Source organism: Mesorhizobium sp. INR15, assembly GCF_015500075.1.
GTDB lineage: Bacteria > Pseudomonadota > Alphaproteobacteria > Rhizobiales > Rhizobiaceae > Mesorhizobium.
In genome coordinates, this window is record NZ_CP045496.1 from 4,493,391 (window position 1) to 4,507,203 (window position 13,813).

General features: G+C 60.1%; 13 protein-coding genes. 6 read left to right on the top strand and 7 right to left on the bottom strand.

Features of this window, described 5'->3' with window-relative positions; translation table 11 throughout:
- Nucleotides 1–53: 53 nt before the first annotated feature.
- The 3 genes from mgtE to GA829_RS21930 all read right to left on the bottom strand — a co-directional run bounded on the left by mgtE (nucleotide 54) and on the right by GA829_RS21930 (nucleotide 4,454).
- The gene (mgtE, locus tag GA829_RS21920; protein ID WP_195174732.1) at nucleotides 54–1,418 is read right to left on the bottom strand and encodes a magnesium transporter; all 1,365 of its coding nucleotides are present in this window, start codon (nucleotides 1,416–1,418) and stop codon (nucleotides 54–56) included.
- Nucleotides 1,419–1,697: 279 nt separating this feature from the next.
- On the bottom strand, nucleotides 1,698–3,590 hold the full coding sequence (locus GA829_RS21925; protein WP_195174733.1) for an ABC transporter ATP-binding protein/permease: 1,893 nt from the start codon (nucleotides 3,588–3,590) through the stop codon (nucleotides 1,698–1,700).
- Between the two features lie 372 nt (nucleotides 3,591–3,962).
- On the bottom strand, nucleotides 3,963–4,454 hold the full coding sequence (locus GA829_RS21930) for a hypothetical protein (RefSeq protein WP_195174734.1): 492 nt from the start codon (nucleotides 4,452–4,454) through the stop codon (nucleotides 3,963–3,965).
- A 215-nt stretch (nucleotides 4,455–4,669) separates the two neighbouring features.
- Here GA829_RS21930 and GA829_RS21935 point away from each other — a divergent pair, with 215 nt between their 5' ends.
- Nucleotides 4,670–5,098 (top strand): hypothetical protein, encoded by a 429-nt coding sequence (locus GA829_RS21935; RefSeq protein WP_195174735.1) that lies wholly within the window; start codon nucleotides 4,670–4,672, stop codon nucleotides 5,096–5,098.
- Between the two features lie 2 nt (nucleotides 5,099–5,100).
- Here GA829_RS21935 and GA829_RS21940 read toward each other — a convergent pair whose 3' ends face one another.
- Together GA829_RS21940 and GA829_RS21945 are read right to left on the bottom strand one after the other, a co-directional pair.
- On the bottom strand, nucleotides 5,101–5,781 hold the full coding sequence (locus tag GA829_RS21940; protein ID WP_195174736.1) for a DsbA family oxidoreductase: 681 nt from the start codon (nucleotides 5,779–5,781) through the stop codon (nucleotides 5,101–5,103).
- Nucleotides 5,782–5,824: 43 nt separating this feature from the next.
- The gene (locus tag GA829_RS21945) at nucleotides 5,825–7,645 is read right to left on the bottom strand and encodes an extracellular solute-binding protein (protein WP_195174737.1); all 1,821 of its coding nucleotides are present in this window, start codon (nucleotides 7,643–7,645) and stop codon (nucleotides 5,825–5,827) included.
- A 231-nt stretch (nucleotides 7,646–7,876) separates the two neighbouring features.
- Here GA829_RS21945 and GA829_RS21950 point away from each other — a divergent pair, with 231 nt between their 5' ends.
- Nucleotides 7,877–8,503 carry an invasion associated locus B family protein gene (locus tag GA829_RS21950; RefSeq protein WP_195174738.1) on the top strand — a complete coding sequence of 209 codons (627 nt, stop codon included), beginning with the start codon at nucleotides 7,877–7,879 and terminating at the stop codon, nucleotides 8,501–8,503.
- 78 nt (nucleotides 8,504–8,581) lie between these two features.
- Here GA829_RS21950 and hspQ read toward each other — a convergent pair whose 3' ends face one another.
- Both hspQ and GA829_RS21960 read right to left on the bottom strand, forming a co-directional pair.
- On the bottom strand, nucleotides 8,582–8,905 hold the full coding sequence (gene hspQ / locus GA829_RS21955; protein ID WP_195174739.1) for a heat shock protein HspQ: 324 nt from the start codon (nucleotides 8,903–8,905) through the stop codon (nucleotides 8,582–8,584).
- Nucleotides 8,906–9,090: 185 nt separating this feature from the next.
- Nucleotides 9,091–10,302 (bottom strand): UbiH/UbiF family hydroxylase, encoded by a 1,212-nt coding sequence (locus tag GA829_RS21960; protein WP_195174740.1) that lies wholly within the window; start codon nucleotides 10,300–10,302, stop codon nucleotides 9,091–9,093.
- A 70-nt stretch (nucleotides 10,303–10,372) separates the two neighbouring features.
- Here GA829_RS21960 and GA829_RS21965 point away from each other — a divergent pair, with 70 nt between their 5' ends.
- The 4 genes from GA829_RS21965 to GA829_RS21980 are packed head-to-tail and all read left to right on the top strand — an operon-like array spanning nucleotide 10,373 to nucleotide 13,749.
- On the top strand, nucleotides 10,373–11,311 hold the full coding sequence (locus GA829_RS21965; RefSeq protein WP_195174741.1) for a DUF2182 domain-containing protein: 939 nt from the start codon (nucleotides 10,373–10,375) through the stop codon (nucleotides 11,309–11,311).
- 14 nt (nucleotides 11,312–11,325) lie between these two features.
- The gene (locus GA829_RS21970; RefSeq protein WP_195174742.1) at nucleotides 11,326–11,940 is read left to right on the top strand and encodes a DUF1326 domain-containing protein; all 615 of its coding nucleotides are present in this window, start codon (nucleotides 11,326–11,328) and stop codon (nucleotides 11,938–11,940) included.
- Entirely contained in the window at nucleotides 11,937–12,743 is an 807-nt protein-coding gene (gene pcsA, locus GA829_RS21975) for a phosphatidylcholine synthase (protein WP_195174743.1), read from the top strand. The genes GA829_RS21970 and pcsA overlap by 4 nt, the downstream gene beginning before the upstream one ends.
- Before the next feature lie 28 nt (nucleotides 12,744–12,771).
- Complete coding sequence (locus tag GA829_RS21980; protein WP_195174744.1) at nucleotides 12,772–13,749, top strand: quinone oxidoreductase family protein; 978 nt, start codon at nucleotides 12,772–12,774, stop codon at nucleotides 13,747–13,749.
- Nucleotides 13,750–13,813: the final 64 nt, after the last annotated feature.

Below are 13,813 nucleotides of genomic sequence, written 5' to 3' on the forward strand. Positions count from 1 at the left end.
CGCGGGCAGAAGCAACTCCCCGCGGCCATGGCCACGGGGAGCAAGGGTCGTCGCTACAGCAGCGTTCCTCGCAGGATGACCAGCGCGACCGAGAAGTAGATCACCAAGCCGGTGACATCGACCAGCGTGGCAACGAATGGCGCCGAAGCACTGGCAGGATCGAAACCGATGCGCTTCAGTGCGAATGGCAGCATCGACCCCGACAGCGAGCCGAAAGTAACGATGCCGACCAGCGCCGCGCCGACCGTCATGGCGATCAGCGGCCAGTGCGGGCCGTAGTCGTAAAAGCCCATATATTGCCAGAGAGCGATGCGGCAGATGCCGACGATGCCCAACATGGATCCCAGCACCAGTCCGGTCGGCAGTTCACGCAGCGCCACCCGCCACCAGTCGCGCAGACCGATTTCACGCAAAGCCAGTGCCCGGATCACCAGCGAGGTCGCCTGCGAGCCGGAGTTGCCTCCGGAGCTCATGATCAGCGGGATGAACAAGGTGAGCACGATCGCCTTCTGCAACTCGCCCTCATAGCTCTGCATCGCATTGGCCGTCAGCATCTCGCTGACGAACAAGGCGCAAAGCCAGCCGCCGCGCTTCTGGATCATGGCGAGGAAGCTCATCTTCATGTAGGGCTCGTCCAGAGCCTCCATGCCGCCGAAACGGTGCACGTCCTCAGTCGTTTCCTCGATCATCGTGTCGATAATGTCATCGATGGTGACGATGCCGAGGATTTTGCCATGGTCGACGACCGGAACGGCGAGCAGATCGTATTTGGAAATCGTCTGCGCCAGGGTTTCGCGATCGGTCAGCGGAGTGACGGTCACCGGCACCCGGTCCGGCGCGACGGACATGATCGAGTCGTCCGGCTCGCCGGTGATCAGCCGGCGCAGGCCGGTCGACCGCACCAGCAGGTGCGTTTCCGGATCGACGATATAGATCGCGTATACGGTTTCGCGGGTCCGCTCGACCTTGCGGATGTAGTCGAGCGTGCGGCCGACGGTCCAGTCGGACGGAACGCTGACGAACTCCGTAGTCATGATCGATGCGGCGCTGCCTTCGGGATAACCGAGAATGGAAAGCAGGGTAGCGCGCAGCGGCGGCGCCAGCGCGCCGAGCAGTTCTGAGCGCGCCGGTTCATCGAGATCGCGCAGGATATCGGCCGCGCGGTCGACCGACATGGCGGTGAGCAGCTTGCTCGCCTTTGGACGGGGCAGGGCTTCCGCCAATTCGGACGCGCTTTCAAGCTCCGGTTGATCGAAAATCTCGACCAGCCGCTCGAAGGGCACCGCGCAAAGCAGTTCCGTCGCCGTTTCGCGCGGTTCGTGGTTGAGCGCCTCGACCACGTCGGCAACGTGATCGTTTGCAAGAATACGGGCGATCGCGACGGCGTCGTCGTCCGCGACTGGGGAAAATTCGTTCATGGCTCACTCCTTGCCGTACGGCCGGACGTGAACCGGTCAGGTCACGTCGGGGCGGACGGCGATTGCGTTCGACTGTGACTGTCGCCAGGCATGGCGCGGTGACCTTTCCGCTCGCGGGTTCGAGATGAAATTCTGCGAGCCGGCGCAACATAGGAGCGGACTTTGGTGAGTCAATCGCGGCGGCAGAGGAAAATGGCCACCGGCAGCACCGATCGCGACACTGTGATCGTTGCGCACGGCAAGTTGGGCGGCCCGGTTACGGCGAATGCGGCTGTGTGGCTATTTCTGCTTCAGCCGGCGCGAAAAACGCATCCACTTGTCCTCAACCGGCCTTGGCTGCGCGAGAATCGTGATGAGCTCGGCGGGCAAGGTTGGAACAAGAGGTTTCTTGGTCGCGACGCCGTCCGCGATCGAGACGACGCTGTGGTAGAACTCACTGCCGCTGATCGACCGCGGCGCTACCGCTTCGTGCATGACGCTGATCACGGTGACATCGGGGCAGTTGTCCTTGATCGCCTGATGGAAGGCGACCTTGCCTTCCGGGTCCAGCGCCCCGGTTGCTTCGTCCAGGAACAGCAGGCCCGGCTGCTGCAGCACGATCCGCGCCACCACCAGTTTCTGCTTCTGGCCGCCTGACAAGACCTGATCCCAGATTTTGCCCTCGCGGCTTTCTTCGCCCATATGCTCGATGAAGTCGCCAAGTCCGGCCTTGTGCAATGCAGCCGCGACCTGGGCGTCGGTATGGTCATGATCCGAGCCAGGCAGGCAGACCAGCTGCTTCAACGAGACTTGCTGCAGCTTGACCTCCTGTGCGGCATAAAAACTCTTCACGCCGTCGGGGAAGACAATGGTGCCGCGTCCGTAAGGCCAAAGGCCATTGATCGCCTTGATCAGCGATGTCTTGCCGCAACCAGATTCGCCTTTCAGGAATGTCCACTCACCCCGCCGGAAGCGCAGGTTCGCCGCGCTCAAGAACGGTGTGGCGTCTTCGCCCTGATGCGTCAGTTCAAGCTTCTGGATGGTCAGGCCAAACACCGGGTTCTGGCGGTCGTAACGGAAGTCGGAACGGCCTGTCTGGCTGTAGAATTCCTGCGGATGCTGAACATTTTCAATCGCCACGGCCAATTCGGTGACACGCTGGCTGTTGGCCCTCAGCGTGGCGATGGCCGGCATCACATGGATGAACCACGAACATTGGCCGATCAGCGAATTGACCAGTTCGGAGCCGGTTATGTAGCCCTTGAGATCGAGGCCGTTGTGAATGAAGGGAACAAGGCCCGGTCCATAGGCGACGATGCGCGCGCCGATGAAATTGTAGATCAGTTCGAACGACATGTAGATCGTGTTGACAATGTTCAGCCGCGTCCACGTGCCATCGATGTCGACGTAAAGGCGGCCATGCATCCGTTTCTGCACGCCTTCGCCCTGCGACGCCGCGACATGGAAACTGCGGCGCAGGAAGGTGGTCAACTCGCCGCGATAGCTGCCTTCCGCCTGCTGCATCCTGACGTTGAGGCGCTCGAGCAAGCCGCCGAGTTTCACCGCGATCCAGGTGTTGAGCGGCACATAGATGGCGACAGCCAGGAAAGCCAGAACGGCGCTGCCATAGCTGCCAAGGAACTCCAGCCCTTTCACCTCGACCGAGGTTTCCAACAGCTTCTGACCGACGAAATAGAGCGACGTGGCGACGCCAAGGACACCCATGGCGAGCCCAATGGCGCCGCCTGTCATGTCCTTGATGGATTCCTGGATGCGCTGGTCGATGTTGTCAGGGGCGGGCAGGCCGCTGCTTGCCGAGCCATGCTGGGCGTGGAAATGCGTATGGTTGGTGTCGAGCAGCGCTTCGTTGAACCTGCTATCCAGCCAGCCGCGCCACTTGCGATGCAGTGTCGCCGAAACGAGATTTCGGATACCGGTGAAACCGGCGTCCTTCAAGACGACCAGCAGCACCAGTATTCCAGCATTGGTGAGGAGCGTCTCGAGCGGATTGGTGTTCGCGGCATCGTGGAAGAAGGCGATAGAGTTGACCAATTCGCCGGACGCTACGGCAAACCACACGCCGGCCTTGCTCGACAGCGCCGTCAGCAACGCGATCACCAGCGTCAGTGTCCAGGCTTCCTTCCAGCGATCCGAGACCCAGTAGGCCCGCATCAACCCCCAGAAGCCGCGCATCGACGATACCGGGGTTTGAGGCGATGGCCCTGCGGCATCGCGAGGTGTTTTTTCCGGTACTGACTCTTGCGATGGTCTGCCGACCCGAATCACGATCCCGCCTAAACCTTTTTTGCTTTGTTACGGATGGTAACACCAATTGATCATTTTCTATTAATTTTAAACCGGGTTACCCGGATTGAGGCATCAGCCGTTGCCATGAGGCAACAGACCAGGCGCCCGAAGCGCCATGGTTCGATCAGAGAAAACGGGGATATAACTCAGGATTTCAATAAGTTGGGTGTGGTGCACACAAACCCGTCGAACCTCCCCTAAGGGAAGCGCACTACACGGTTTTGTGAAGCGTGAAACGCGATGGACGGGCCGACGTGTTCACTGCGGGCTGACTTGAACACCCGAAAATATACCGTCCTTGATCTCATAATGGCTGCCGTCGTCGCCCTTTCCGACCGCCGAAAAATGTCCTGATATGGTCTTGGTGGCCGGATCATACTTGTCGATCACCACTTCGCCGCCGCTGAAACGGAAGTGGCCCACCATGGCGCCGGAATCCAGCACATTGAAATTACCGCCAGTGTTTGGAAAACCTCCCTTGAAGGGATAAGTGCCGGCAAAATCATCGGGCTTTTTCAATACCAGCAACGAGTTGAAGGTCATCGTCGGAGACCCTTGCTGGGTCCCGGAAAGGTTGAGGACCGGCTTGCCGGCCATCTCCAGCGTCGTTCCCTGGCTGAATGACGCCGTCCAGGGTTTGCCATCGACAGTCGCCGTCATGACGGCATCCTCGGCATGGGCGGCAAGGATCGATATCGGACCGGCAAGGGCGCAAAGCAGCAACGAAACCGTACGAAGTCCTGCGAGCACGTAAGTCCTCCTTCAGACCATGGGTAGGCCGCGACCATAACGCAGACCTCGGGCCGGCGCGATTCACCAGATCGTCACCGACGCATGGTGGTGCGACCTAAGGTCCCCAAGCCACTTTCCAGAGAGCATTTGACAATTCGCCTGTTCGGGATTGAACCTTGCGGCGCACTGTCGACACCAAGGCATATCCGGTTCTCCAACAAGGGATATTACCAATGCTTGCACGCGCAGCCGCAATCCTGTGTCTCTTCGCATGGCTGCCGCAGGCGCATGCCGCCAGCCAGACCATCCCGGCGAGTGCCCAAGGGCAAGTCGAGTTCAACGCTCCATCAGGCAATATCGGCTGCATCTACACGCCCAAAGGCGGCACCACTACCTATTCGCCGCAGGATGGCAGCCCGGAACTGAGCTGCTCCCGTGTCGAGCCAAGCTACATCACCGTCATTCTCGGACCGAAAGGCCCGGCCACGCTGATCAAGAATCCGGGTGAGCAAGGCTGTTGCAGCGACGTCGACAAACTGGCCTATGGTAACAGCTGGAGCGCAGGGCCATTCACCTGTCAGTCCTCGACAAAGGGCCTGACTTGCATTGGCAGCAACGGTCATGGCTTCTTTGTCAGCAAGGCCAAGGTCACGGTGAAATAGGCTCAGCCCGCCCGCTCCAGTTCGCCACGAGCCTTGGCCGCTGCCACCTGGCGGATCGCGTCGGCCAGAGCATCGACATCCTGCGCGCCCATGACCGCGTATTTGCCTTCAAGCAAGAAGCACGGCACACCGGTAATGCCCATGCGCGATGCCGTGGCGATTTCCGTTTGCACGGCCTCGACATCTGCATCAGTCGGCAAGAGCGTGGCAACAACAGAGGCATCCATGCCGGCTTCGCGGGCTGCTTCAACCAGCACCTGGTGGTCGCCGATGTTGATGCCTTCCTCGAAATTCAGCTGAAACAGCCGGCGTACCAGCCGGTTCTGTACATCCTCGCCCGCGGCACCAGCCCAGCGGATAAGGCGGTGGGCGTCAAGCGTATTGGGGGCAACCTTGATGGCCTCGAAAGCGAAGGAAATGCCTTCTGCTTCTCCCAATGGTTCAATGCGGGCGTGGATTTCGCTGATGCGCTGGTCGCTGCCGAACTTGCCCAGCATATATTCGCGGCGATCCTTGCCTTGCGCGGGGATCGTCGGGTCAAGCTGGAATGGCCGCCAGCGAATATGCACATCGACGTCGCTCACAGAGGAGATCGCCTTGTCGAGGCGCTTCTGGCCGATAAAGCACCACGGGCAGACGACGTCGGACACGACATCAACGGTAATTGCGTTCGCTTCGCTCATTGCTGATCTCCCGTCTCGAATATCAAAAGTGCCGCCATGAAGCCTAGTTCGCTTTGCGCCACCAGGTCGGTAATTGATAGCCGTATATGGGTGTCTTGCGAGGATGTTCCAGATAGTTCCAATAGGCAATCCACTGCTGGGTATTGTGCTGCATCGGCACCATGTAATTGCCGGAAATCAGCAATCGGTCGAGCACGCGAACGGCAGCGACATAGTCTTCTTTGGTGCGGGCGCGCAGCATTGCGTCGATCGCCGCATCCACAGCTGGATCGGCAACGCCAGCAAGGTTGAACGATCCTTCGGCCTTGGCGGCGGCGGATCCCCAGCGTCCGATCTGTTCGATACCCGGCGATAGCGAGTTGTTGAATCCGCTCGACCCAACCAGGACTTCAAAATCGAAACGCTGCTTGCGCGACTGGATCTGGTCGCCATCAAGGCTGCGGATGGTGAGATTGATGCCGATCTTCTCCAGCGTGCGCTGATAGATTCCGGCGAGGCGCTCCTCATCTTGTGACGAGGTCAATATCTCGAAACCGAAGGGCTTTCCCTCGGGATCGAGCATCACCCCATCCTGCACTTTGTAGCCAACGCTTTTCAGCAGATCGAAAGCGGCCTTCAGCACCTTGCGGTCCTGGCCCGAGCCGTCGGTAACCGGTGGCAGGTAGGTGCCATCCAAGACATCGGCCGGCACGCTGCCGGGGTAGGGCGCCAACAGCGCCTTTTCCCTCTCGTCGGCCGGATGGCCAAGCGCCGACAGTTCCGAATTCTGCCAATAGCTCATGGTTCGCGCGTATTTGCCGCCGAACAGGTTCTTGTTGGCCCATTCGAAGTCGTAGAGCATGCCAAGCGCGCGCCGAACGACCGGGTTGGCGAACTTCTGCAGCCGTGTGTTGAACAGGAAGCCGGTCACGACAGGCGGAATGCCTGTGTCGAAGGTTTCAGCGATGACCTCACCCTTGTGGAAGGCCGGGAAATCAAGATCGCGCTCGCGCTTGACCGGGTCGCTGTCGTCGTTGATGGCGCAAAGGCCTTTCTTGAAGGCCTCGAGCTTGGCATTGGCGTTGAGGAAATACTCGATGGTGATCTGGTCGTAATTGTCGAAGCCGCGCTTTGACGGGACATCCTTGCCCCAGTAATCGGGGTTGCGCTTGAACACAATGCGTTGGCCTGGTTGCACCTGCGCTATCGTATACGGGCCGCTGCCGATCAAGGGCTTCAGCGTTGTCTTGTCAAAAGTCCCCTTGTCGAAAGCGTGCTTCGGTATGATCGGCGTCAACGCGATGATCAGCGGAAACTCGCGGTCGGCCTTGTCGTTGAAAGTGAAGCGCACACTGTGGTCGCCGGTCTTTTCGAGCTTGGCGATCCTGGCCATGCGGTCGCTGTAGGGCGGCCTGCCTTTTTCGGTATACACATCATAGCTGAACAGCACGTCTTCCGGTGTTACCGGCTGGCCGTCCGACCACTTGGCGCTCGGGTTGAGATGGAACTCGATGCTCTTGCGCTCGGGATCCATATCCGCACTGTCGGCAATCAATCCGTAGAGCGTGAACGCCTCGTCGGCATTGCGCTGCATCAGGGGTTCAAAGACGAGATTGCCAAAAATCGTGTCCATCATGCCGCGCGCGGTGGTGCGCAGGCTTTTCAGGATGAAGGGGTTGAGATTGTCGAAACTGCCGACGACGCAATAGGTGACGTTGCCGCCCTTGGGCGCATCGGGATTGACGTAGTTGAAATGAGTGAAATCGGCCGGCAATGCCGGCTCTCCTTGCATGGCGATCGCATATCTCGGCTCCGATAGCGCGGAGCCGGGTGACAGCGTCGAAAAGCACAATGCGGCGATCAGCCAGACAAGAATGCGGCCCATGACCGTCTCCTAAATGGGTCGGCTTGATGATTCGATGGGCACCTTACATGACCTAGCAGCGCCACGGCCAATCCCGACGCCAAGAATTGCTGCGCCTGGGCTGGATTCGCCAACACATGCAGTGTAACACGCCGTCCGAAGTCATTCTGTTGCCTCATTTCGGCAACAGGTAGCTGGACCACACGGCGCGAAGAAGCCGGTCCCGGGATCATTTGAGAGGAAGTACACGACATGACGAGCCTGAACAGCAACGCGTATCGCCTTTCGGTCATGGCCGCTGGCGTGGTCGGCTTTCTAGGCGCCGAGCTTCCTGCGGCCAACGCGCAGCAGCAGCAAATTCCGCAAGGCTGGTTCAAGGCCTGCACCAAGCAGGAAGATGTCGACATCTGCAATGTCCAGAACATCACCACCGCCGGCAACGGTCAGCTGATTACAGGCGTCAGCCTGATCGAACTGAAGGGCAAGGTGAACCGCAAGGTGTTCCAGGTCACCGTGCCGACGGGCCGCCTGGTGCCTCCCGGCATTGGCCTGCAGATCGACACCGGCAAGGCGCAGAAGCTCGACTATGTCATTTGCTTCCCTGACCGCTGCGTGGCGGAAGTGCCTTTGACCGACCAACTGGTCGCTTCCTTCAAGAAGGGGCAGGCGATAACGCTCACCTCGGTCAATTTCCAGAACCAGCCGAACCCGATCAAGATCGCACTCAGCGGCTTCAGCGGCGCCTATGACGGCCCCGCGCTGCAGCAGTCGGATATCGAAGACCGGCAGAAGAAGCTTCAGGACTTCGTGGCCAAGAACAACCAGGATTTCGCCAAGAAGCTCAAGGACGAGCAGGACAAGGCGAAGACCGCCAACTGATTTCCCGATAAGAACGGAACAGCAAAAAAGCGGGGTCATGCCCCGCTTTTTTAGTTTCCGTCGGCTCTGAGGCCGGCGCTAATGTTTTAATTGCCGTTTCGGCTCGTAGCGCCCGTCCGGCCGCTTGTCGAACATCTCCTTGATCTGCGGATGCCGCACCGGTTCGCCCGACTGGTCCGCGAGCAGGTTCTGCTCGGAAACGTAGGCTATGTATTCGGTGTCCGAATTCTCGGCGAGCAAGTGATAGAACGGCTGATCCTTGCGCGGCCGCACGTCGGCTGGGATCGCCTCGTACCATTCATCGGTGTTGGCGAATTGCGGGTCCACGTCGAAAATGATGCCACGGAACGGAAACAGCCGGTGGCGAACCACCTGTCCGATCGCGAATTTGGCTGTTTTCATCGTACTCACCACTTGAATTCCTTAGCTTATCTGGCGCACAGGCCGCGTCAATTCAATCCCAAAGCAACCGCTTCCTCCCGAAGCGGCCGGTTTCTTTAAGCTACGCGTGAAATAGATCAAAGGTTTTGGTGGGAGAATGGGCGACGGTCGAAGCTCCGCGATGGCGCAGATCGCCGAAATGTTCGCTATCGGCGCACCGACCTTCGCAGTCCGCCGCCAATCGCGGCAAACCCGCTGCCTGGCCTAAGGCCCTCGCGCATGAAGAAGGCGCGAAGCGGAGCGAAGCCACCGAGCATGCCAAGACCGGCTCCGCGCGCCATCTGAGCCGGCAACATGTCGGAGAGCAGGGACATGTTGAGCAGATTGACCGCGCTGCTGCGCGCCAGGATGTCAGGCCGGCGCTTCAAATCATATGCGGCAAGAACCTTGGCCGCGCCTGGATCAGAGCGATTTTCACTAGCGATTCCAATCAGATCGCCAATATCCCTGATGCCAAGATTAAGACCTTGCGCACCAATCGGCGGAAACACATGCGCGGCTTCACCGACAAGCGCCACCCGATGTTGGGCAAAACACAGCGGCGTCACCGCTGAAAGCGGGTAGATTTGCCGGCCCGGCTCGACGGTTACCCGGCCGAGCATGGACTGCATCTGCTGCTCGACCCGCACCGAAAGCGCCGCATCATCCAACGCGGCGAGTTCCTTCGCCGTCTCGGGCTTCACCACCCAGACAAGGCTTGAGCGGTTGCCGGGCAGGGGGACCTGGGTGAACGGACCCGTCTCGGTGTGGAATTCGGTCGAGGTGAAAGTATGGTCGCTGCGATGGCTGAAATTGAGGACGAGCGCTGCCTGCGGATAGGAACGAGCCGATGTCGAGATGCCGGCGGCCTCGCGCGCCGGCGAAAGCCGTCCATCGGCGGCAACCGCCAACGGAGCCCTGACCTCACTGCCGTCGGCAAGCACCGCGCAGGCCTGCTCGGCATCAAGATGCCAGGTCTCCACCATCGACTTCCGCCAGTCGATGCCGGCTTGCGCGGCAACCGTCCTGGCAAGGGCTGGATTGAGAACGCTGTTGGGAAGGTTCAGCCCGAACTGGTCCTCATCAATTTCGCTGGCGCGAAAGGTCACCACCGGACTGCGGATCAACCGGCTGGTGGCGTCGATGATCCGCATCACCTTCAAGGGCGCGGCCTTGGGCTTGAGGCCGTCGAGAATGCCCAGCCGCTCGAGGATTTTCAGGGCAGGGTTCATCAAGGCGGTGGTACGGCCGTCGGGACCGCCGGCTTCCAGGCCGATCAGCGTCACAGGAAAACCGGCTTCGGCGAAGCCGAGGGCGGCGATCAGCCCTGCCGGACCCGTGCCGGCAACCAATATCCGCGCTGTTTCCTGATGCTCCAAGATAGGCTTCCAGGTTGCGACGCGGGACGATCCACCTGACCCGCGAGTCAACTCGCATATAGGTCAATTCATGCGGCTTGATCAACGCGGCGATTCGGCCCATTCGGTAGTCATGAGCGGTCCGCAGGACGATTTCAGCCATCTCGACCGCGCCGGCCGTGCCACGGCGAAGGTCGCACGCCGCCCGCGCACGGCGGTGAATGCCGTCGTCGTCGCGGGCATCGCGCTTGCCTGGCTGTGTCTCGCCGCGATGGCGATTCGCAACGCCGATGGACGCGCTGCCGGCATCAGCGCTCCTGGCGATGCGATGCTCAAACTCCTGCCGAATTTGCCGCTGCCGGATTTCACGGAGCGATTCTTCGCATTGTGCATCACGCCGACACCACTGGACGGAGATGCCGGCTTGCGGATGGCGGCGCTGGTTCTGATGTGGTTCCTGATGGCGGTTGCGACCATGCTGCCTTCAGCGGCGCCGATGATCCGAACCTATTGCGAGATCGCCGACACCGCGCGCATCAAGGGCGAGCCGGTCGTTCATCCGCTGGTGCTGGTCGCGGGCTATCTTGGCGTCTGGCTCGCCGCGTCAGTGATGTTCGCGGCGCTCACCCTTGCCATCCACTCGGTTGCTGCATCCGACGAGGTGCTCGATCCCGTCGTGGGGATTGCCGGCGCATTGGCCTTGCTCATTGCTGGTCTCTATCAATTCAGCGGCCTGAAGGAAGCCTGTCTGCGGAAATGCAGGAACCCGTTCTCGATCCTGTTCGCGAACTGGAGTGCAAGGCCTGTTCGCATCTTCCGGCTTGGACTGGCGCAAGGCATGTGGTGCCTCGGCTGCTGCTGGGCATTGATGCTGGTGATGTTCGCCGTCGGCGTGATGAACGTCTTCTGGATGGCGCTGATCGGCTTGTTCACCCTGATCGAAAAACAGACCGCGGGCAGGCTTCCAACCCGGCTGGCTGGTGCGATACTGCTTGTCTGGGCAGCCGCGCTGCTTGTAGTCTCGGCGTGAGCAGGGGAAGTCCGATGGCAGATCACGGCTGGGCAATGAAGGGAGAGCTCGTACTCTCCTGTAATTGCACTGTTTTTTGCCCTTGCGTGCTGTCCCTCGGCAATCATCCGCCGACCGAAGGCTATTGCCAGACCTGGGCCGGTTTCCGCATCGACGCAGGACACTTTGGCGATGTTGATCTCTCCGGTCTCAATCTCGGGCTGATCATGGAAATCCCCGGCTATATGAGCCGCGGCAACTGGACCGCCGGCCTGTTCATCGACAAGCGTGCCTCGGTTTACGCCGTCAAGGCTCTGACCAAGATTTTTACCGGCAAGGCGGGCGGAACCACGTCGCTGCTTTCCATTCTTGTTGGCAAATTTCTAGGTGTCGAGCAGGTACCGATCACCTATGAGACACGTGACAAGACACGCATCTTCCAGATACCGAAGATCATCGACGGGGCGGTGACGCCAATTCCTGGGAAAGACCGCGACAAGGATACTGTGATCACCAACTCGGAATACTGGATCGCGCCGGAGATCATCGTGGCGAGGTCCGACAAGAGCAAGATGCGGGCTTTCGGCCGCAACTGGAATTTCGCAGGCCGCTCGGCCGAAATCTGCAAGCTGGATTGGCGGGGCCCGTGAGCAAGAATACCACAGCCAAGAAGATCAGGGATCGGATTCCGCGACCGAGGAAGAAGGTCACCTGGCCGCAGGCAAGGGCGTTTTCGGTCCACCTGCTTACCGCGTCGGGTTCGTTCCTGGCGTTTCTTTCGCTGGTCGCGGCCAGCGAGGAGCGCTGGACCGCGATGTTCTGGTGGCTCGGGCTGGCGCTGTTCGTCGACGGCATCGATGGGCCGATCGCGCGAAAGCTCGAGGTCAAGGAAATCCTGCCGACATGGTCGGGCGAACTGCTCGACAACATCATCGACTACGTTACCTATGTGCTGATCCCGGCCTTCGCGCTCTATCAGCGCGGCTTCATGGGCGAGGGGCTGTCGTTCCTGTCCGCGGCAATCATCGTGGTTTCCAGCGCCATCTACTATGCCGACACGGGCATGAAGACGAAGGAGAACTTCTTCAAAGGGTTTCCGGTGGTGTGGAACATGGTGGTATTCACGCTGTTCGTCATCGAACCGGGCCAGTGGGTTTCCTTCGCCGTGGTGGTGGCGGCGGGCATCCTGACCTTCGTGCCGATCAACTTCATCCACCCGGTTCGCGTGGTGCGCCTGCGGCCGCTCAATCTTGGCATGACGCTGCTGTGGTGTGCCTTCGGTGCGCTGGCGTTGGCGCAGGCAGCCCTTGCCGCCTTCTACGATCAGATTGGCGTGCTTGGGGAACAGGTCAGCGATTTCACCAAGATCGGCATTACCATCACCGGGCTTTATCTCGCCAGCATCGGCGGCATCATGCAATTCTTTCCAAAACTCGGCGCCAAGAAGGCCTGACCAGCCCGTCTCCAAGGAAGACCTATCCATGTCCAAAGCGATCCGCATCCACGCCCATGGCGGCCCGGAAGTCCTGACCTATGAGGACACGGATCCGGGCAAAGCTGGCGAAGGGCAAATCCTGATCCGGCATACCGCGATCGGCCTCAACTTTATCGATGTCTACCATCGTTCGGGCCTTTACCCGCCGCCGGGCGGATTCCCGTTGATCGCGGGCAGCGAAGCCGCGGGCGTGGTGTTGGAGACCGGCCAAGGCATCGACTGGCTGAAGCCCGGCGACCGCGTTGCCTATGCGACGACCGTCGGTGCCTATGCCGAGCAGCGCGTGATCGCAGCAGACCGGGTGGTGAAAGTGCCTGACGGCATCAGCGACGAACAGGCCGCTGCCATGATGCTGAAAGGCATGACCGCGGAATATCTGTTGCGCCGCACATTCAAGGTAAAGGCGGGAGATACGATCCTGTTTCACGCCGCCGCCGGCGGCGTCGGCCTGATCCTTGGCCAATGGGCGAAGCATCTCGGTGCGACTGTCATCGGCACTGCCAGTTCGACCGACAAGATCGAACTGGCCAAGGCGCATGGCTTCGACCATGTCATCAACTACAAGGAGCAGGATTTCGTTGCCGGTGTGGCCGCCATTACTGGCGGCAGGAAATGCGACGTCGTCTACGACTCGGTCGGCAACGACACGTTTCCGGCCTCGCTCGACTGTTTGAAGCCACTCGGCATGTTTGTCAGCTTTGGCCAGTCCTCAGGACCGATCCCGCCCTTCAGCATGTCATTGCTGGCGCAGAAAGGGTCTCTGTTCGCGACCCGGCCGACGCTGTTTGTCTACAATGCAAGACGCGAGGACCTCGAAGTGTCCGCCGCCGCCTTGTTTGATGTCGTGCTGAGCGGTGCGGTCGAGATCAAGATCAATCAGCGCTATGCGCTAAGCGATGCCGGCCAGGCGCATTCAGACCTCGAAGGGCGAAGGACGACGGGGACTACCATTCTCATCCCTTAGTACGCTGAGCCTTGCTATCCCTTGAATTTCCGCTGAAATTCTTGAAGCTCTTTCAAGACGCGTG

Excerpts from the sequence above, each read along its gene's own strand:
- mgtE (WP_195174732.1), bottom strand. The coding sequence starts at position 1,418 with ATGAACGAATTTTCCCCAGTCGCGGACGACGACGCCGTCGCGATCGCC.
- GA829_RS21925 (WP_195174733.1), bottom strand. The coding sequence starts at position 3,590 with ATGCGCGGCTTCTGGGGGTTGATGCGGGCCTACTGGGTCTCGGATCGC.
- GA829_RS21935 (WP_195174735.1), top strand. The coding sequence starts at position 4,670 with ATGCTTGCACGCGCAGCCGCAATCCTGTGTCTCTTCGCATGGCTGCCG.
- GA829_RS21940 (WP_195174736.1), bottom strand. The coding sequence starts at position 5,781 with ATGAGCGAAGCGAACGCAATTACCGTTGATGTCGTGTCCGACGTCGTC.
- GA829_RS21945 (WP_195174737.1), bottom strand. The coding sequence starts at position 7,645 with ATGGGCCGCATTCTTGTCTGGCTGATCGCCGCATTGTGCTTTTCGACG.
- GA829_RS21950 (WP_195174738.1), top strand. The coding sequence starts at position 7,877 with ATGACGAGCCTGAACAGCAACGCGTATCGCCTTTCGGTCATGGCCGCT.
- hspQ (WP_195174739.1), bottom strand. The coding sequence starts at position 8,905 with ATGAAAACAGCCAAATTCGCGATCGGACAGGTGGTTCGCCACCGGCTG.
- GA829_RS21965 (WP_195174741.1), top strand. The coding sequence starts at position 10,373 with ATGCGGCTTGATCAACGCGGCGATTCGGCCCATTCGGTAGTCATGAGC.
- GA829_RS21970 (WP_195174742.1), top strand. The coding sequence starts at position 11,326 with ATGGCAGATCACGGCTGGGCAATGAAGGGAGAGCTCGTACTCTCCTGT.
- GA829_RS21980 (WP_195174744.1), top strand. The coding sequence starts at position 12,772 with ATGTCCAAAGCGATCCGCATCCACGCCCATGGCGGCCCGGAAGTCCTG.